This is a genomic window from Enterobacter sp. BNK-34, from assembly GCF_048684445.1.
Taxonomy (GTDB): domain Bacteria; phylum Pseudomonadota; class Gammaproteobacteria; order Enterobacterales; family Enterobacteriaceae; genus Enterobacter; species Enterobacter pseudoroggenkampii.
The window spans coordinates 3,325,521-3,343,008 of the sequence record NZ_JBLQUA010000001.1 but is presented as its reverse complement, the minus strand read 5'-3'; the positions used below and the strand labels follow the sequence as shown (position 1 = coordinate 3,343,008).

Sequence of the window (17,488 nt, the reverse complement as noted above, 5' to 3'; positions counted from 1 at the left end):
AATGCCTCCTTGTCCTGAACATGCCGGACACTATAGATGGCGCGCTTTATTGGCTGTATAGTCAGTTTTATCGAAAATTAGCCTGAACAGATACCCATGTCTGCCCCGTCCCAGTCGTCCCCACACTATCGCCGAATTGCCGAGATGCTGCGCCTCACGCTGACGTCTGGCGCGCTGCGCACCGGTGACAGGATGATCTCCGCGCGTAAACTGGCCGAGCGCGAGCACGTTAGCCTTCCGACGGCGCTGGAGGCCCTTCGCTGCCTCGAGGCTGAAGGGCTGATCGTTGCGCGCCCGCGTTCAGGTTACTACATCCGCCAGACCAGCCTGCCACCGCGCGTGGAGCCCGCGCGCTCCTCACCCGGGCCGGTCCCCGTCACCCTGTCCGCCGTGGCCCGGTCGCTGTTCAGCAGTGCAGAAGCCCGACTGATCCCGCTGGGCGCTGCCCTGCCCGATCCCGCGTGGCTGCCAGGAGACGCGCTGCAGCGGGCGTTGCACTCTGCGGGCCGTCGTCTGGACGCGCATGGACAGAGCTACAGCCTGCCCCCGGGAAGAGCAGACCTACGAAGTAAGATTGCCGCGCGTTCTGCGCAATGGGGAGCCCGGTTCGGCGCGGACGATCTCATTATCACCTCGGGCGCGACGCAGGCGCTGCGCCTGGCACTTCGGGCCGTGTGTCAGCCAGGTGATGTGGTGGCAATTGAGCAGCCCGCCTACTTTGGCACGCTCCTGCTGCTGGAGGATTTAGGCCTGAAGGCCTTAGCGATCCCCACCGCCCCTGTGGAAGGCCTGCTGCTGGAACCGCTGGCTGACGCCATTCGCTGCCATCGCCCCGCTGCCGTCCTGGCCTCACCCACCGTGCAAAACCCGTTGGGTGCCAGCATGCCCGTCGCACGCAAGCAGGAACTGGTTGCCCTGCTTGAAGAGGCAGAAATTCCGTTGATTGAGGACGATGTTTACGGAGATCTGGTCGGTGAGGGGCAACGTCCTCCGGCCTGCAAGGCGTTCGACCAGAGCGGGAATGTGATTTACTGCAGCTCCCTGTCTAAAACGCTTGCGCCGGGGTGGCGAATCGGCTGGATTGCCGCCGGACGCTACCACACGCAGGTCTTGCAGGCCCGCATGGCCGGAGACTGGGCAGGTGCACCGCTGCTGGAAGCCGCGACGAGCGAGATGCTGGCAAGCGGCGACTACGACCGTCACCTGCGGCGGCTAAAGCGGCGGATCGCGGAGGGAATAGCCGCCGTCGTGGCGCAGGTCGGGGCGAGCTTTCCGCCCGGTACGCGCGTTAACGTGCCCGCTGCCGGTTTCCTGCTGTGGGTCGAACTTCCTCCGCAGGTCAACGCCCTGGAGGTGCATCGTCGCGCGCTGGCGCTGGGTATTGGCGTCAGCCCCGGTCCCCTGTTTTCTCCTGGCGCAGAACTCACGCACTTTCTGCGGCTAAACTGCGCAAACGAACCGACGCCCCGCCTGCTCAATGCCGTAGGGCAGATTGGGGCCCTATGCCATGAACTGGCCGTTTTCACACCAGACTCTCCAGCCACTCGGTAAATACCCGCACTTTGCGGGAGAGGTGACGGTGTGGGTAGAGCAGTGACAGCTTGCGGTCCGGCGAGCGATAGGCAGGCAGGACCTCAACCAGCAGGCCGCGGTCAATGTAAGGCTGGAGAAAGAGATTCATCCCCTGCATTAACCCCAGCCCGGCCAGGCCTGCCGCGATGTAGGCCTCGGAGTTATCCACCACAAGCTTACCGGGTAAAGTCATCTCCGCGACGCCTTCTGGCGTGGTAAACGTCCACGGATGAATATGTCTGCTGCTGGTATTAATCCAGTTGATGGCCTGATGTTTGCGTAAATCATCCGGCGTTTCTGGCGTACCGTGTTTTGCCAGCCAGGCCGGGCTGGCGCAGGTCGTGATTTTGATGTTCCCGATTTTACGCGCGATATAATCGCCGTCGTCCAGCTCTCCCACCCGCAGCACGCAGTCCAGACCATCCCGCAGCATATCCCGACGGCGGTCAGAGCTGCTCAGAATGATGTCGATCTCAGGATGCTGACGATAAAAATCAGGCAGATTGGGTATCACCCGCAGCGTGGCAAAAGAGACCGGCATATCCACACGCAGCTGACCGTGTATTGCCCGGTCCGTACCAAACGACTCCAGTAATTCGTCCGCCTGCGCCAGCAGGGGTTTACTCTGGCGATAGAACGCCTCCCCATCCGGCGTCAGGCTAATTCGACGCGTTGTGCGCTGCAGGAGCCGCGTGCCGCTGTGTTGCTCCAGAAGCTGTAACGCTTTGGTGACTGCCGGACGATGGATCTGCAGATTCTCCGCCGCCTGGGTAAGACTACCTGACTCGACAATTTCAATAAAAATTCGAATAGATTCAAAGAGGTTTATTTGCATAAAGGATTTCAAACCGAGAACGGGATATTGTTATTGATTTTATAACAGTGATGAATCTTTTAGGATATTTTTCCTAACAATATTGCCCCCTACACTCTCCTCCATTCAAACGTAAGGGAGAGTCTGCTATGAAAAATAACCGTATCTGTCAGATCCTGGGTATCGAAAAGCCTGTTATTCAGGGGCCGTTATCCTGGCTTACCGATGCCCGTTTAGTTGCCGCGGTCAGCAATGCCGGCGGGCTCGGCGTGCTGGGACCCAATGCAGGCTTAACCGCCGACACCGCGGTCTCCACGCCGGAAGCGACAGCCGAAAAAATGCGCGAAGAAATTCGTAAAACCAAACGGCTGACCGAAAAACCGTTTGGCGTGAACCTGATCCCCACCGCCGTTAATGACGTCTGGACTGGGCCTATTCTTCAGGTGGTGAAAGACGAAGGCGTCAGGGCCGTGGTGTATACGGGCTATGGGGAAGGCAGCATTATTCCCGCGCTGTTCAGTGAGTTAAAAGAGGCAGGGATCGCTATTATCTACCGCGACATCAATCCCACTCCGGAAAACACCCGTCTCGCAGAAGATCTGGGGGCTGACATTATCGTCGCCACTGGTTTTGATGAGGGCGGAACGTTACCCGCAACGGCGCTGGGCACCTTTTCCATCGTGCCGCTGATTGCCGATGCCGTGAAGCACATCCCGGTGATGGCCGCGGGCGGTATTACCGATAATCGCACCGCCAGAGCGGCGCATGCGTTAGGTGCGGAAGGCGTGTTTGCCGGATCGGTCTTTATCAGTACCGAAGAAAGCCGCGTGCCGCAGGGGGTCAAAGAGAAAATTGTTGCTGCCAACGGCCTGGACTTACTGCTTTTTCGCACCGTGCCCCATTACTACCGCGCGCTTCCCGGCAAGCTGGCGGAAAAACTGGCATCGATGGATAAAGCAGGCGCAAGCAACGAAGCGCTGGGCAAGGCGATGGGAGGATTACGGGGCCTGCGTCTGGGCATGCTGGAAAATAACACCGATGAAGGCTATATCGCGCTCGGCACGGGGATTGGGAATATCCGCAGCGTGAAAAGCGTGGCCGAGATCGTCAATCTGTTAGCGGTTGAGTAAGCCCTCGGCGTCCTGATGGTTATCAGGACGCCCTGTGTTCTCAGGGAATAATCCGCGCGGCTCTCAGCTGCGCAAACAGGCGGAAAAACATCTCATCGGTCGCCTGCATTTGCGTAAAGCCCGCCCTGCGCAGCTTGCTCCCGTCACCGAACATGTCGTAATCCCAGCTAAAGACAAAATCGGCAAACCGCCCGTCGCTTAGCTGCAAAATATCCGCTTCCACCAGCCGCTCTTCGGCAAGCTCGCGCCATACGCCGCGATAGTCGTTAAACAGCTGATGAAATGACAACCTCACCGGCGGCGCAGAGTCCAGTTCAAACCAGCGTGCGATGCGCGGCCACAGCTCGCTCCAGCGCCAGATATCGCCATTGTTTACGTTGAAGGCCTGATTCTGTGCCGCAGGTGACGTAGCGGCCCACCGCGTTGCCTCGGCCAGCAGCCCGGCGTCGGTATGGTCAACAATGCTGTGCCAGGTCTGTTCTGAACCGGGAAAACGCAGCGGTAAACCCAGCGCCTTACACAGGGAGGCGTACAGAGCGATGCTCAGCGCAAGGTTCATGGCATTGCCCGGCACCGCGCTCCCCACCACGCCCGGCCTGATGGCATTCCAGTGCCAGCCTTTCCCCCGCTGAAACTGGCTGAGCCACGTGAGCTGCGCGGCGTTAAATTCGGCACCCGCTACGCCGGGATCGCTTTCCCGCGCCGGGGTTTTAAACGGCCCCAGATGCGCACCGTAGACTTTGTAGCCCTGCATCAGGCTTACCGTCTGCAGCGGTGCCGCTGTTTCGAGGGTGCTGACCAGGTTACGCAGCATGGTGACGTTCGGCTCAACCATGTCTGCCCAGTTCGCCGCGTTCGCCCAGGCGCTGTAAAAGATGTGGGTGACTCCGTTCAGGGCGTGCAGCGCCCGTGCAGTGTCCTGCGCATCCAGTAAATCGACGTTCACCACGGGGATGCCGTCAGGATGAGACGCGGCATGGCGGCTAAGGCCGATCACCTCCCACTGATGGTGCAGGAGCGTATTGACCAGCTGTCTACCGACAATGCCGCTGGCGCCCGCGACCAGGGCGACGTTGTGTTGCTGCATCTTGTTCATGGTGTTTCTCCGGAAAGGGTGACAGACGCAGTGTGATATATTATTTTTTCTGTAGATATCCCATGAAACTGATGGCACTTATAAGCAGAATCATTAAATGAATAACAAGCTCAATGCCATTTCTACCTTTCTGCGCGTCGCTGAAGCGGGCTCGTTTTCAGCGGCCGCCCGTCAGACCGGTATTAAGCAGTCCGCCGTCAGTCAACAGATCGCGGCGCTTGAGGAATCACTGGGTGTGGTACTGCTGCACCGTACGACGCGTAAGATGAAGCTGACCGAACAGGGTGAACGTTACCGGCGTGATATGCAGCTTGTGCTGGACGCCATGGGGGAAGCGGAGAGGCGTTTACATCCTGTCGATCATAGCGTTCAGGGGCGCGTCCATGTCCAGTTACCGAGCGGCCTGGGGCAGATTTTTTTGCCGCATCTGCTGGCGCTGCAGCGTCTGCATCCCGAGCTGCAGCTGATGCTTTCCCTGGATGACCGCCTTGCCGATCTGGTGACGGAGGGCGTGGATGTCGCGATACGGCTGAGCAGTGATCCCCCGCAGGCGCATGCGGCGCGCGTGCTGGGGCGTATTGAAACCAGGCTGTTTGCCGCCCCCGGCTTTCAGGCGGTACGCGCCGTCAGCGAGCTGGCGACGCTGCCACACGTGCGGTTCAGCAGCATTCCGCTGGGTGCTCCCCTGCGCCTGATGTCTGACGAGGAGACGGTCGAGGTCAACGTGAATACTGTTTTCCGTGCCAACACCAGCGACGCGCTGCTGCAGGCGCTTGAGTCCGGCATTGGTATCGGCGGCATGCAGCAGCCGCTCGTGACACGCGCGCTGCAAACCGGCACGCTGGTACCGGTGCTGCCCGACTGGCGGTTACCCGATCGCTTCCTCTATGCCGTCTATCCTGATGCCCGCTTTATTCCGCAGCGCGTCAGAAAGGTCGTCAGTGTGATTGAGCAGTTACTACCTGAAATAATAAAGAAAAACTGATTGTTTCCGCCGTAAATGACGTGCATTTTTTAATCGCAAAGAATAAAGTGTTTTTACCGTATTCCCTCTTTCTGGAGCACGTATGCCGGATTACCGTTTTTTCCAAAAAGGCCCGAACCTCATTGCGATTGAGAGCGCAAACACCGATGCGGCCGCTCAGCTCATCGCTCAGGGGTTTGAAAAACAGTTTGAGGAGATCGGCGCTGCGGATAAAAAAGGGGCGCTTACCCGCCTTGCGGATATCCGTAAAAACAATGAGATCGATCGCCATAACTTCTTGGCCGGAGCGGGCGAAATGCCGCTGATCGGCGTGCTGGCGGCTGCGGCAACCTGGTTGATTCAAAAGAAATAACGCAACCATCCTCTACCTCGCCACCGGTAAATCCGCGTATCGCGTCGTATAGGCCGGTGACAACATTTCCCGCTTCATCGCCCACGGTTTCTCAATCCCCTGCCCGGCAAACCATATCTTCCCTTTGCCGGAATGATTTACGCTGTCGATCATCTCCATCAGCGCCGCGCTGTTGGCGCGCAGACGATTGTCGTCAAACAGGTTAAGCTGGGCGACGCCGCTGCTGAAAAAATCCGCCAGCATGACCCCGGCCTTCATATAGCGATACCCGTCGAGCCATATCCGCCCCAGCGCCTCCGTGGCGGCGCGGATAATATCGCGCGAGTCATTGGTGGGCGTCATCAGGGTGACAGAAGCCTGATTGCCGTAATAAATTTCGTTGTCAGCGTGCGGGCTGGTGCGCACAAACACGCTGATAAAACGACAGTATTGATGCTCGCCGCGCAGTTTCTCTGCAGCGCGCTCCGCGTAGGCGCAAATCGCCTGATGCATCTCTTCATATTGCGTAATGCGGTGTCCAAACGAACGGCTACAGATGATTTGCTGCTTCGTGGGGGTGTACTCTTCCAGGTCAAGGCAGGGCTCGCCGCGAAGCTCGCGCGCCGTGCGTTCCAGTACCACGTTGAAATGTTTGCGAATGACCCACGAGGAGGCCTCCGCCAGCTCCAGCGCCGTGGTAATCCCCATTGCGTTCAGTTTTTTCGTGATGCGCCGCCCTACCCCCCACACCTCCTCTACCGGCACCTTTGCCAGCAGTTTACGCTGCCGCTCCCGGCCTGAGAGATCGACCACGCCGCCGGTGCCCGCCCACCGCTTCGCCGCATAGTTGGCCAGCTTCGCCAGCGTTTTGGTCGGGGCAATACCGACGCCAACGGTTAAGCCCGTATTTTTATAGACCTGCGTGCGCATCTGGTGTCCGAACGCTTCCAGTGCAAGGCAGTTACCGATCCCTGAAACGTTCACGAACGCCTCGTCGATCGAGTAAATTTCTATGGCCGGAGCGAGATCCGTCAGCGTCTGCATCACCCGACTGCTGAGATCGGCATACAGCGCATAGTTCGAACTAAAGACGTAAACCCGCGACGGATAGCCCTTCTCTTTGAATTTAAAATAGGGCTCCCCCATTTTTATGCCGAACTGCTTTGCCTCCGGCGACAGTGAAATAATGCAGCCGTCGTTATTGGACACCACCACGATGGGCTTCCCCTGCAGATCGGGGCGAAATACCTTCTCGCAGGAGGCATAGAAGCTATTCACATCAACCAGCGCGAACATGTTTATGCGTTTTAAGCGTGTGGGTGACGACGCCGAAGATCTGCAGCTCCTCTTCGGACTGAAAGGTAATCGGCTGATAGCGGTCATTATGCGGCAGAAGTCTCAGAACCGGGCGGGTCTGTAGCTCTTTCACCGTAAACTCACCGGCGACCGACGCCACGACGATGTCCCCATGTTCGGCATTTAACGAACGATCGACCACCAGCAGATCGCCGTCACCGATCCCCGCGCCAATCATGGAGTCTCCACTCACCTTGATAAAATAGGTCGCACTGGGGTGTCTCACTGCCAGCCGGTTAAGATCGAGACGATCTTCCACATAGTCCTGCGCCGGACTGGGGAAACCACAGGCTACACGCTCTGCAAACAACGGTAATTCAATAGATTGGTTTGGATGATAAGAAAAGAGAGTGTCCATAATGCCTTTCTCGCCAGATACTGTATATAAATACAGTATTACGGATTATGGCCAGGGATCAAGGTCATTTCCGGAGGCGAACCCAAACGCGTTGAAGTGTCAGAAGATTTAAAACGCGCAAAGCCCGTAAGCACACTTACGGCTTTGCGCCTGTGACGATCAGTCCATCAGCGAATTCAATGTTTCCAGTGCGTCAGGCGGCAGCTGCAGTTCCCCTGCCGCGAGGTTTTGCCGCAAATGCGCCACGGAAGAGGTGCCCGGGATCAGCAGAATATTTGGGGAACGCTGCAGCAGCCATGCCAGCGCAACCTGCATTGGCGTTGCGCCCAGCGAGTCGGCTACAGCCTGCAGCCCGGACGATTGCAGCGGCGTAAAGCCGCCCAGCGGGAAGAACGGCACATACGCAATCCCCTGCTGCGCCAGCAGATCCACCAGCGTGTCGTCACCCCGGTTCACAATGTTGTACATGTTCTGCACGCACACCACCGGCACCATCTTCTGCGCTTCCGCGACCTGGGTGGCCGTGACGTTGCTCAGGCCAATATGCCGCACCAGCCCCTGCTGCTGTAATTCGGCCAGGGTGGAAAGCGGTTCAGCAATTGACCCTTCCGCCGGCCCGTGTGCGCTAAACATGATTCGCAGATTCACCACGTCCAGCACGTCCAGCTGCAGATTACGCAGGTTGTCATGCACCGCCTGCGTCAGTTCCTGCGCGGAAAAGGCCGGCAGCCATGCGCCTTTGTCATCGCGACGGGCGCCGATCTTGGTGACGAGCGTCAGATCGTCCCGGTACGGGTGAAGCGCCTCGCGGATCAGCTGGTTAGTGACATGAGGGCCGTAAAAATCACTGGTATCAATGTGGTTCACCCCCGCCGCCACCGCTTCGCGCAGCACGTCCAGCGCGGCCTGCTTATCCTTCGGCGGCCCAAAGACGCCAGGCCCGGCCAGCTGCATCGCGCCGTAGCCCAGCCGTTTCACCGTCCGCGTCCCGAGCGCGTACGTCCCGCTTTTATCAATGCTGCTCATGTTGACCTTCCTCATAAAAATGATCCGGATTTACAACAGGTTCCCTCAGGGAGCCTTTAGTTAAGCGCGAGTTAATTAAAGTTTACATTCTCTACGACGATAGTAATGAAGTAACCCTGCATCTTCTCTAACGGACGACCGCTATGCTGAAAAATCTGCACGTGATTACCGGTATTATCTTTGCCCTCACCATATTCTGTCTGCTGCAAGTTGTCACGGGAGGGTTGTTCTACTCTGCCGTCAGCAACGATCGCCATAACTTCCAGAACTCCGGCGTGCTCAATGCCCAGCAGGAAAGCCTGAGCGACAGCGTGAACACGCTGGTGAAAACGCGCGTCACCGTCACCCGCGTGGCGATCCGCTATCTGAAAAACCAGCGTGACCCGGCTTCCCTGGCGGCGATCAATAAGCTGCTTGGCACCGCAGGCGACTCGCTGGCAAAAGCCGAAGCCTATAACAAAGAGTGGCAGAAACTGCCGCAGGTTAAGGGCCAGGAGGCGGCATTGACCGACGAGATGCAGAAATCATGGAACCAGATGCACGAAGTGATGCGCTTATCGATTGAGTATCTGCGTGCCGACAACTATCAGGCCTATGGCGATCTGGACGCGCAGCAGGCGCAGGACGACATGGAAGCGGTCTATAACCGCTGGCGCGCCGAAAACAACACCCTGCTGAAGGCCGCAACCGAAGAGAACCAGAGCAGCTTCACGCAGATGCAGTGGACCCTGGCGGCAATTCTGCTGGCCGTTATCGCGGTTCTGGTGGTCATCTGGCAGGGTTTACAGCACCTGCTTTTAAAACCACTCCACTCCATTATGAACCATATTCGCGCCATTGCAGGGGGCGACCTGACGCAGGATATCGCAATATCTGGCCGCAACGAGATGGGTCAGCTGGCCGCTGGCCTGCATGAGATGCAGCAGTCGCTGGTGACCACCGTCAGCGCCGTGCGCGGAAGCACCGATTCCATCTACACCGGCGCAGGCGAAATTGCCGCAGGAAGCAACGATCTGTCCGCCCGCACCGAGCAGCAGGCTGCCTCTCTGGAAGAGACTGCCGCCAGCATGGAAGAGCTGACCGCAACGGTTAAACAGAACTCCGATAACGCCCGTCAGGCCACGCTGCTGGCGAAAAACGCCTCTGAAACGGCCGCGCGCGGCGGTCACGTCGTGGATAACGTGGTTCGCACCATGAACGAAATCGCCGACAGTTCGCAGCAAATTGCGCATATTACCAGCGTGATCGACAGCATCGCGTTCCAGACCAACATTCTGGCGCTTAACGCCGCGGTGGAAGCGGCACGCGCCGGAGAACAGGGGCGTGGTTTTGCGGTTGTTGCTGGCGAGGTCCGTACGCTGGCGAGCCGCAGCGCGCAGGCAGCGAAAGAGATCAAAGGACTTATCGAGAACTCCGTCAGCCGGGTGAATACCGGCTCTGAGCAGGTGAGCGAGGCGGGCACCACCATGAAGGAAATCGTCGCCGCCGTTACCCGCGTGACCGATATCATGGGCGAGATTTCCTCTGCCTCTGACGAGCAGAGCCGCGGCATTGAGCAGGTGAGCCTGGCCGTTTCGCAGATGGACAGCGTGACGCAGCAAAACGCCGCGCTGGTGCAGGAGTCCGCCACGGCGGCTGCGGCACTGGAAGATCAGTCCGAGCAGCTGCGCCAGGCGGTAGCGGCGTTTCGTCTGAACGGCAAAGAAAAAGCGGTCGCTCCACGCCCGGCCAATCTGAAAACGCCACAGCTGCTGCGCCCGGCAACGACAAACGCCTCCACCGACAGCAACTGGGAAACGTTCTGAGTCTCAGGCGGGCGAGAATATCGCCCGCTAGCGGCTGCGCTTGGCGTGCCGCTCCCAGTTCTCCTGTTTTGCTTCATCGGATTTTCGCAGTGAAACGTAACATGCCCCGCTGCCGCCGTGATGCGGCAGCGCCACGCAGAAGGCCTGTACATCCTCGAACTCGGTTAACCAGCGCGCCAGGTAGCTGCGCACCACATTCGGATGCGAGTTCTGCTCCCGCCCTTTCCCGTGAATAATAATCAGGTTACGTAACCCGTCACGTCCGGCCTGGCGAATAAAAGAATAGAGCATCTGGCGGCAACGTTCGGCGGGCTGACGCAGGAGGTTTAAGCTGGCCTGGCGGGCATATTTACCCGTTCGCAGCTTATCGATAACGCCCTGCTGTACCCCTTCTCGCCGGAACACCAGCGGCTCTTCGAGGGGCAGAACGTCAAGAAAATCCAGCGTCAGGAAGTTATCCAGCTGTTCATTATCCACCTCCTCGCGCGCCCGGGTATTGCGGCTGGGCTGCCAGTGAATATCCGCGCAGCGCTTCAGGGGCTGGACATCTTCCATGGCGTCAAGAAAAAAGGATTTGTCGTCAGGGTTCATGGGCATCCTCCGGCTACAGCTGAGGACGGTACTATACCTGCGCCCGGGACAGGCCTCAATCACCGTTACAGGCCGTCGTGCGCAACAAATATTAACCTGATGAATATATATAGTATTTATAAAATAAACTTAAATATGACTTAACTAAAATTTCAGCAAAGATGAAATAAGTGATTTGTGTTAAATTTTCGTAAAATCAAACACTCAATATCCTTTCATTTTGCGGGAAAGGTGTTATACCTAAATATACCTGCTTCATGGATATAATACTCAGGATTGGCGAAAGGACGCACTGCTGTGTGTACTGGAGGGTCTGTCAGATGTCGGACAGACCCTGTTTTTTATGGTCGGCTTTTCACGCCACAACTATTTTCCTTGCTTCCCTTCTGAATTGCGTAATTAATGATTCGGCAAGGGGCGTCTGACGTGAATCACGGCGCTGAATTAAATAATATGCTGCTTTTGGAAGCGACTCGACAACCGACAGCATGACCAGACGGTGCGCCAGAAGCGGGTCACATCCCAACTCCTGCGGCAATATGCTTAAAAAATCGCTTTGCGCGACCAGGCTAATACAGGAGGAAAAGGTTTCGCAGACCACGCCAATTCGCGGTATTCGCGAGCGATCGCTAAATACCTCTTCTAATTGCTTGTAATAGCTTCCCCGCGGCGTCGGCATTGTCCAGTTATAATGCAGAAGTTCATTAATCGACGTTGCTCCCGTCGCCGGATGCCCTTCCCGACAAAATACCGCAAACGGTTTTTCGAAGAGCTTTTCAAACGTAAATTCCTGGTCGTAAGGCCCCTGATAATAGGTATTGATGGTGAAATCCAGTTCGCCCTGGCGTAATTCATTGATCATCGATACCAGCTGCCCTTCCATAATCCGCACCTTGACCTGCGGATGCTGCGCGTGAAAGCGGGTAATGACGGCGGGCATCAGGCTGCGTGAAACGCTGGCCCCCATCCCGATGTTGATCTGCCCGGCCAGCTCCCCCTGCCGCTGACGAATGTCATCCTGCGCCGCGCGCAGCTCTTCCAGAATCAACCTGGCACGCTGGTAAAAACCCTCACCGCATTCTGTCAACGCGACGCCCTTACTCCTGCGCACGAAAAGCTGCGCCGCCATGCCCTCCTCCAGCTCTTTGATGGATTTGGTCAGCGCCGGCTGGGAAAGATTCAGCGTTCTGCTGGCACCGCGAATGCTGCCCTGACGCGCAACCTCAACAAACGCCCGGATTTGATGAAATTTAATCTGAAATGACATAGCCCGACCGATAACCGTTGTTTATCAGAGTAAAGAAACTGTCATCTACTTTAATGGAAAGGGATGTGCGAGGGTAATTCCTGAACGGTTAAAACTGTGAAAAATCGGTTAGTGATAAGTAAAAACTATCACAGCGTGAAGCAGTTCACATATTTTAATGATGACAGGAACAGATATGGACACACTGGCGCAGTACATCCAGACGTTACCCCCGCAGCTGAGCGCATGGCGTCGTGATTTTCACCATTTCGCGGAATCCGGCTGGGTAGAGTTTCGTACCGCCGCGAAAGTCGCGGAAATCCTGGACTCGCTGGGTTACGAACTGGCGATGGGGCGCGACGTGGTCGATGCCGAAAGCCGGATGGGGCTGCCCGATGCCGCTACCCTGGCGCATGAGTTTGCCCGTGCGCGGGCGCAGGGCGCGCCTGAGAAATGGCTGGCGCCGTTTGAAGGCGGCTTTACCGGCATTGTGGCGACCCTCAATACCGGCCGCCCTGGCCCAACCCTGGCGTTTCGCGTCGACATGGACGCCCTTGATTTAAGCGAAGCGCTCGACGACTGCCATCGTCCGTTCCGCGACGGGTTTGCCTCCTGCAACGCGGGAATGATGCACGCCTGCGCGCACGACGGCCACACCACCATTGGTCTGGGGCTGGCGCAGGTGCTTAAGCAGAATGAAGCCCGGCTGAACGGCACCATCAAGCTGATCTTCCAGCCCGCCGAAGAAGGTACGCGCGGCGCGCGCGCCATGGTTGCCGCCGGGGCGCTGGACGACGTGGACTATTTCACGGCTATCCATATTGGTACTGGCGTGCCTGCCGGAACGGTGATCTGCGGCAGCGATAACTTTATGGCCACCACCAAGTTCGACGTGAGCTTCACCGGCGTGGCCGCACACGCGGGCGGTAAGCCGGAGGACGGTCGTAACGCTCTGCTCGCCGCCGCGCAGGCCACCCTCGCTCTGCACAGCATTGCCCCGCACAGCGACGGTGCCTCCCGGGTGAACGTCGGGGTGATGCAGGCGGGCAGCGGACGCAACGTGGTGCCCGCGAATGCCCTGATGAAGGTTGAAACGCGCGGTGAAAGCGAAGCGATTAATCAGTACGTCTTTGAACGCGCGCAGGCGGTGATTACCGGCGCGGCGGCCCTCTACGGCGTGAACGCCGAGATGCGCCTGATGGGGGCTGCCACCTCCAGCGCACCGACGCCGGCCTGGGTGGATTATCTGCGCGAGCAGGCGAGCCAGGTTTCCGGGGTTGTTCACGCCATCGATAAGGTGAAGGCGCCAGCAGGCTCCGAAGACGCCACGCTGATGATGGCCCGCGTGCAGCAGAACGGCGGCATGGCGTCCTATATGGTGTTTGGCACGGAGTTGAGCGCCGGACATCACAACGAAAAATTCGACTTCGATGAGCAGGTGATGCCTGTCGCCATCGAAACGCTGGCGCGAACTGCGCTCAATTTCCCGTGGACGCGAGGTGTGTAATGCAGGAGAACTACGCTTTTATTGCCGATGCGATCGACACGCGATGTCGGACGTTAACCGATATTGCCGATGCGATCTGGGATCGTCCCGAAACCCGCTTTGAAGAGTTCTGGTCCGCAGAACGACTGGCCAGCGAGCTGGAAGCAGAAGGCTTCACGCTGATCCGCGAGGCAGGCGGCATCCCCAACGCGTTTATCGCCAGCTTCGGCAGCGGGAAACCGGTTATCGCCCTGCTGGGCGAGTACGACGCGTTGGCCGGGTTAAGCCAGCAGGCACACTGCGCGACCGCGCAGACCGCCACGCCGGGAGCCAACGGCCACGGCTGCGGGCATAACCTCTTAGGCACCGCGGCGCTTGCGGGCGCGGTGGCGGTGAAAAGCTGGCTGGAGCAGCACGGCGGCAGCGGAACGGTGCGTTTTTACGGCTGTCCCGGCGAAGAAGGCGGCTCCGGGAAAACCTTTATGGTGCGCGAAGGGCTGTTTGATGACGTCGATGCTGCCGTCACCTGGCACCCGGAAGCCTTTGCCGGGATGTTTAACGTCAGCACGCTGGCGAATATTCAGGCCGCCTGGCGTTTTCACGGCGTGGCGGCGCACGCGGCCAACTCCCCTCACCTGGGACGGAGCGCGCTGGACGCCGTGACGCTGATGACCACCGGCACCAACTTCCTTAACGAACACATTATCGAGAAAGCGCGCGTCCATTACGCCATTACCGATACCGGCGGGATTTCGCCCAACGTGGTGCAGGCGCAGGCCGAGGTGCTGTACCTGATCCGCGCCCCGGAGATGGCCGATGCGCAGCAGATCTACGAGCGCATCGAGAAAATCGCCCAGGGCGCGGCGCTGATGACCGAAACCACCGTCGAATGCCGCTTTGATAAAGCCTGCTCCAGCTACCTGCCGAACCGCACGCTCGAGGCGGCGATGTATCGCGCCCTGCAGCACTACGGCACGCCGGAGTGGACCGACGAAGAGCGCGAGTTTGCCCGCGAGATCCGCGCCACCCTGACGCCCAACGATCTGCAAAACAGCCTCAAAAATATTGCCGCTACGGGAGGTGAAGCGGGGAAAGCCTTTGCCCGTCGTCATCAGACGACGCTGCTGGTGGATGAAGTCGCGCCTTATGCTATTACCGACAACGTGCTGGCGGGCTCAACGGACGTGGGCGACGTCAGCTGGAAAATGCCGGTCGCCCAGTGCTTCAGCCCCTGCTTTACCGTCGGCACACCGCTGCACACCTGGCAGCTGGTGTCCCAGGGGCGTACCTCCATTGCTCACAAAGGCATGCTGCTGGCCGGAAAAGTGATGGGTGCGACCGCGCTCAATCTGCTGCTGGACGCAGCGCTGCTGAACAAATGCCGTGAAGAGTTCGAACAACAATTACAAGAAAAACCGTACGCGTGTCCGATCCCCCAGGGCGTGACACCGTCACCTTTAAAATAAAAAAACACAACAACACAACACTCCCGAGGAACGCCCATGAGTATGTCATCCATACCTTCGCATTCCCCATCCGGTAAGCTCTATGGCTGGGTTGAAAGGATCGGCAATAAAGTGCCGCACCCTTTCCTGCTGTTTATCTATCTGATTGTGATTTTGATGGTCGCCACCGCCGTGCTCTCCGCCTTTGACGTGAGCGTGCGCAGCCCGGCTGACGGCAGCCTGGTGGCGGTGAAAAACCTGCTCAGCGTTGAAGGGCTGCACTGGTTTTTACCTAACGTCATCAAAAACTTCAGCGGTTTCGCCCCGCTGGGCGCCATTCTGGCGCTGGTGCTGGGCGCCGGGCTGGCAGAACGCGTTGGCCTGCTGCCCGCATTAATGGTGAAGATGGCTTCCCACGTCAGCGCGCGGTACGCGAGCTACATGGTGCTGTTTATCGCCTTCTTCAGCCATATCTCCTCCGACGCCGCGCTGGTGATCATGCCGCCGATGGGGGCGCTGATTTTCCTCGCCGTCGGTCGTCATCCCGTGGCGGGCCTGCTGTCGGCGATTGCGGGGGTGGGCTGCGGATTCACCGCTAACCTGCTTATCGTTACCACCGACGTGTTGCTCTCGGGCATCAGCACGGAGGCGGCAAAGACCATTGATGCGGCTATGCACGTCAGCGTGATCGACAACTGGTACTTTATGGCAAGCTCGGTCATTGTCCTGACGATTGTCGGCGGGCTGATTACCGATAAGATCGTCGAGCCGCGCCTGGGCAAATGGGAAGGCCGTAGCGATGAAAAGCTGGAGACCCTGAGCAAAGAGCAGCGCTTCGGCCTGCGCGTGGCTGGCGTGGTCTCGCTTGCCTTTATCGCGCTGGTGGCGCTGATGGTGGTCCCGGAAAACGGCATATTGCGCGATCCGGTTAAACATACGGTCCTGCCGTCACCGTTTATTCAGGGCATTGTGCCGCTGATTATCCTCTTCTTCTTTGTCGTTTCGCTCGCCTACGGTATCGCTACCGGCAAAATCCGCCGTCAGGGCGATTTGCCGCAGCTGATGATCGAGCCGATGAAGGAGATGGCGGGCTTTATCGTGATGGTGTTCCCGCTGGCGCAGTTTGTGGCGATGTTTAACTGGAGCAACATGGGCAAGTTTATGGCCGTGGGCCTGACCGACGCGCTGGAGGCTGCCGGATTAAGCGGCGTACCGGCGTTTGTCGGCCTGGCGCTGCTGTCATCCCTGCTGTGCATGTTTATCGCCAGCGGCTCCGCCATCTGGTCGATTCTGGCCCCGATCTTCGTACCGATGTTTATGATGCTGGGGTTCCACCCGGCTTTCGCGCAGATCCTGTTCCGCATCGCGGACTCTTCGGTTATTCCGCTGGCGCCGGTTTCGCCGTTTGTTCCGTTGTTTTTAGGCTTCCTGCAGCGCTATAAACCCGAGGCCAAACTGGGTACCTACTATTCGCTGGTTTTACCCTACCCGCTTATCTTTTTAGGGGTATGGCTGGTGATGCTGGTGGCATGGTATCTTGTCGGCCTGCCGATTGGACCGGGGATTTACCCGAGGCTGAACTAAAGGAATGAGGATGCTGAGATTACTCGAAGACAAGATTGCGACGCCGCTCGGCCCGCTGTGGGTGATCGCGGACGAGCAGTTCTGCCTGCGCGCCGTCGAATGGGAAGAGCACAGCGACCGCATGGAAGAACTGCTTGCGATTCACTACCGCTCACAGGGATATGAACGTATCCGCGCCACCAATCCGGGCGGGCTGAGCGACAAGCTTGCAGCGTACTTCGAAGGCGATCTCAGCATCATCGATACTCTGCCGACCGCCACGGCAGGCACTCCTTTTCAGCGCGAAGTGTGGCAGGCGCTACGTTCGATTCCATGCGGGCAGGTCATGCATTACGGCCAGCTTGCGGAGCAGCTAGGCCGCGCAGGAGCAGCACGCGCGGTGGGTGCCGCGAACGGCTCTAACCCGGTGAGCATCGTGGTACCCTGCCATCGCGTCATTGGCCGTAACGGTACCATGACAGGCTATGCCGGTGGCGTGCAGCGAAAAGAGTGGCTGCTGCGTCACGAAGGGTATCTCTTGCTCTAGTTCCCAGGCTTTTTGTGCTTAATTTTCTACCGGTTAGGCTAAAAATCCATAATCAAGCTGTGGAATTTCAAGAAGATGGCGACACGTTGCCGTCTCTTGTCCTTATTGAGGGTTTGTCAGGCTTACGTACTTACCAA

At 58.2% G+C, this 17,488-nt stretch carries 16 protein-coding genes; 9 read left to right on the top strand and 7 right to left on the bottom strand.

Features of this window, described 5'->3' with window-relative positions:
* Positions 1 to 96: 96 nt before the first annotated feature.
* On the top strand, positions 97 to 1,551 hold the full coding sequence (locus ACMGG5_RS16460) for a PLP-dependent aminotransferase family protein (RefSeq protein WP_420278192.1): 1,455 nt from the start codon (positions 97 to 99) through the stop codon (positions 1,549 to 1,551).
* Here ACMGG5_RS16460 and ACMGG5_RS16455 read toward each other — a convergent pair.
* A complete protein-coding gene (locus ACMGG5_RS16455; protein ID WP_420278191.1) occupies positions 1,523 to 2,407 on the bottom strand; it encodes a LysR family transcriptional regulator in 885 nt (294 codons plus the stop codon). The genes ACMGG5_RS16460 and ACMGG5_RS16455 overlap by 29 nt on opposite strands.
* Positions 2,408 to 2,535: 128 nt before the next feature.
* On the opposite strand from ACMGG5_RS16455, the gene ACMGG5_RS16450 reads away from it, so the two are divergent.
* Positions 2,536 to 3,516 carry an NAD(P)H-dependent flavin oxidoreductase gene (locus tag ACMGG5_RS16450; protein ID WP_420278190.1) on the top strand — a complete coding sequence of 327 codons (981 nt, stop codon included), beginning with the start codon at positions 2,536 to 2,538 and terminating at the stop codon, positions 3,514 to 3,516.
* Between the two features lie 40 nt (positions 3,517 to 3,556).
* On the opposite strand, the gene ACMGG5_RS16445 is transcribed toward ACMGG5_RS16450, so the two are convergent.
* The gene (locus ACMGG5_RS16445) at positions 3,557 to 4,612 is read right to left on the bottom strand and encodes an SDR family oxidoreductase (RefSeq protein ID WP_420278189.1); all 1,056 of its coding nucleotides are present in this window, start codon (positions 4,610 to 4,612) and stop codon (positions 3,557 to 3,559) included.
* A gap of 97 nt (positions 4,613 to 4,709) precedes the next feature.
* On the opposite strand from ACMGG5_RS16445, the gene ACMGG5_RS16440 reads away from it, so the two are divergent.
* Positions 4,710 to 5,597, top strand: coding sequence for a LysR family transcriptional regulator (locus ACMGG5_RS16440; RefSeq protein ID WP_420278188.1), 888 nt, complete (start codon positions 4,710 to 4,712; stop codon positions 5,595 to 5,597).
* Between the two features lie 82 nt (positions 5,598 to 5,679).
* The gene (locus ACMGG5_RS16435; RefSeq protein WP_420278187.1) at positions 5,680 to 5,949 is read left to right on the top strand and encodes a hypothetical protein; all 270 of its coding nucleotides are present in this window, start codon (positions 5,680 to 5,682) and stop codon (positions 5,947 to 5,949) included.
* A 12-nt stretch (positions 5,950 to 5,961) separates the two neighbouring features.
* On the opposite strand, the gene umuC is transcribed toward ACMGG5_RS16435, so the two are convergent.
* The 3 genes from umuC to ACMGG5_RS16420 all read right to left on the bottom strand — a co-directional run bounded on the left by umuC (position 5,962) and on the right by ACMGG5_RS16420 (position 8,668).
* Positions 5,962 to 7,224 carry a translesion error-prone DNA polymerase V subunit UmuC gene (gene umuC / locus ACMGG5_RS16430; protein WP_420278186.1) on the bottom strand — a complete coding sequence of 421 codons (1,263 nt, stop codon included), beginning with the start codon at positions 7,222 to 7,224 and terminating at the stop codon, positions 5,962 to 5,964.
* Positions 7,208 to 7,642, bottom strand: coding sequence for a translesion error-prone DNA polymerase V autoproteolytic subunit (umuD, locus tag ACMGG5_RS16425; protein WP_420278185.1), 435 nt, complete (start codon positions 7,640 to 7,642; stop codon positions 7,208 to 7,210). The genes umuC and umuD overlap by 17 nt, the downstream gene beginning before the upstream one ends.
* 159 nt (positions 7,643 to 7,801) lie before the next feature.
* Positions 7,802 to 8,668, bottom strand: coding sequence for an aldo/keto reductase family oxidoreductase (locus tag ACMGG5_RS16420; RefSeq protein ID WP_420278184.1), 867 nt, complete (start codon positions 8,666 to 8,668; stop codon positions 7,802 to 7,804).
* 143 nt (positions 8,669 to 8,811) lie between these two features.
* Here ACMGG5_RS16420 and tcp point away from each other — a divergent pair, with 143 nt between their 5' ends.
* A complete protein-coding gene (gene tcp / locus ACMGG5_RS16415; RefSeq protein ID WP_024909164.1) occupies positions 8,812 to 10,473 on the top strand; it encodes a methyl-accepting chemotaxis citrate transducer in 1,662 nt (553 codons plus the stop codon).
* 27 nt (positions 10,474 to 10,500) lie between these two features.
* Here the strand turns inward: tcp and smrA are convergent, their stop codons facing one another.
* Both smrA and ACMGG5_RS16405 read right to left on the bottom strand, forming a co-directional pair.
* Positions 10,501 to 11,064 (bottom strand): DNA endonuclease SmrA, encoded by a 564-nt coding sequence (gene smrA, locus ACMGG5_RS16410; RefSeq protein ID WP_420278183.1) that lies wholly within the window; start codon positions 11,062 to 11,064, stop codon positions 10,501 to 10,503.
* A gap of 355 nt (positions 11,065 to 11,419) precedes the next feature.
* Positions 11,420 to 12,331, bottom strand: a complete 912-nt coding sequence (locus ACMGG5_RS16405) for a LysR family transcriptional regulator (protein WP_420278182.1) — start codon at positions 12,329 to 12,331, stop codon at positions 11,420 to 11,422.
* A 175-nt stretch (positions 12,332 to 12,506) separates the two neighbouring features.
* Between ACMGG5_RS16405 and ACMGG5_RS16400 the strand changes: the two genes are divergently transcribed.
* From ACMGG5_RS16400 to ogt, 4 genes are read left to right on the top strand one after another with little or no spacing between them, the layout of a single operon-like run.
* Positions 12,507 to 13,817: a M20 family metallo-hydrolase gene (locus tag ACMGG5_RS16400; RefSeq protein WP_420278181.1), complete on the top strand. Its 1,311-nt coding sequence runs from the start codon at positions 12,507 to 12,509 to the stop codon at positions 13,815 to 13,817.
* On the top strand, positions 13,817 to 15,262 hold the full coding sequence (locus ACMGG5_RS16395) for a M20 family metallopeptidase (RefSeq protein WP_420278180.1): 1,446 nt from the start codon (positions 13,817 to 13,819) through the stop codon (positions 15,260 to 15,262). The genes ACMGG5_RS16400 and ACMGG5_RS16395 overlap by 1 nt, the downstream gene beginning before the upstream one ends.
* A 36-nt stretch (positions 15,263 to 15,298) precedes the next feature.
* Positions 15,299 to 16,825, top strand: a complete 1,527-nt coding sequence (abgT, locus tag ACMGG5_RS16390; protein ID WP_024909169.1) for a p-aminobenzoyl-glutamate transporter — start codon at positions 15,299 to 15,301, stop codon at positions 16,823 to 16,825.
* A 10-nt stretch (positions 16,826 to 16,835) separates the two neighbouring features.
* The gene (ogt, locus tag ACMGG5_RS16385; protein ID WP_032651063.1) at positions 16,836 to 17,351 is read left to right on the top strand and encodes a methylated-DNA--[protein]-cysteine S-methyltransferase; all 516 of its coding nucleotides are present in this window, start codon (positions 16,836 to 16,838) and stop codon (positions 17,349 to 17,351) included.
* The last annotated feature ends 137 nt before the right edge of the window (positions 17,352 to 17,488 follow it).

Excerpts from the sequence above, each read along its gene's own strand:
- umuC (WP_420278186.1), bottom strand. The coding sequence starts at position 7,224 with ATGTTCGCGCTGGTTGATGTGAATAGCTTCTATGCCTCCTGCGAGAAG.
- ACMGG5_RS16395 (WP_420278180.1), top strand. The coding sequence starts at position 13,817 with ATGCAGGAGAACTACGCTTTTATTGCCGATGCGATCGACACGCGATGT.
- ACMGG5_RS16445 (WP_420278189.1), bottom strand. The coding sequence starts at position 4,612 with ATGAACAAGATGCAGCAACACAACGTCGCCCTGGTCGCGGGCGCCAGC.
- ACMGG5_RS16420 (WP_420278184.1), bottom strand. The coding sequence starts at position 8,668 with ATGAGCAGCATTGATAAAAGCGGGACGTACGCGCTCGGGACGCGGACG.
- ACMGG5_RS16455 (WP_420278191.1), bottom strand. The coding sequence starts at position 2,407 with ATGCAAATAAACCTCTTTGAATCTATTCGAATTTTTATTGAAATTGTC.
- ACMGG5_RS16400 (WP_420278181.1), top strand. The coding sequence starts at position 12,507 with ATGGACACACTGGCGCAGTACATCCAGACGTTACCCCCGCAGCTGAGC.
- smrA (WP_420278183.1), bottom strand. The coding sequence starts at position 11,064 with ATGAACCCTGACGACAAATCCTTTTTTCTTGACGCCATGGAAGATGTC.
- ACMGG5_RS16435 (WP_420278187.1), top strand. The coding sequence starts at position 5,680 with ATGCCGGATTACCGTTTTTTCCAAAAAGGCCCGAACCTCATTGCGATT.
- abgT (WP_024909169.1), top strand. The coding sequence starts at position 15,299 with ATGAGTATGTCATCCATACCTTCGCATTCCCCATCCGGTAAGCTCTAT.
- ACMGG5_RS16440 (WP_420278188.1), top strand. The coding sequence starts at position 4,710 with ATGAATAACAAGCTCAATGCCATTTCTACCTTTCTGCGCGTCGCTGAA.
- tcp (WP_024909164.1), top strand. The coding sequence starts at position 8,812 with ATGCTGAAAAATCTGCACGTGATTACCGGTATTATCTTTGCCCTCACC.
- ACMGG5_RS16405 (WP_420278182.1), bottom strand. The coding sequence starts at position 12,331 with ATGTCATTTCAGATTAAATTTCATCAAATCCGGGCGTTTGTTGAGGTT.
- ogt (WP_032651063.1), top strand. The coding sequence starts at position 16,836 with ATGCTGAGATTACTCGAAGACAAGATTGCGACGCCGCTCGGCCCGCTG.
- ACMGG5_RS16450 (WP_420278190.1), top strand. The coding sequence starts at position 2,536 with ATGAAAAATAACCGTATCTGTCAGATCCTGGGTATCGAAAAGCCTGTT.
- umuD (WP_420278185.1), bottom strand. The coding sequence starts at position 7,642 with ATGGACACTCTCTTTTCTTATCATCCAAACCAATCTATTGAATTACCG.
- ACMGG5_RS16460 (WP_420278192.1), top strand. The coding sequence starts at position 97 with ATGTCTGCCCCGTCCCAGTCGTCCCCACACTATCGCCGAATTGCCGAG.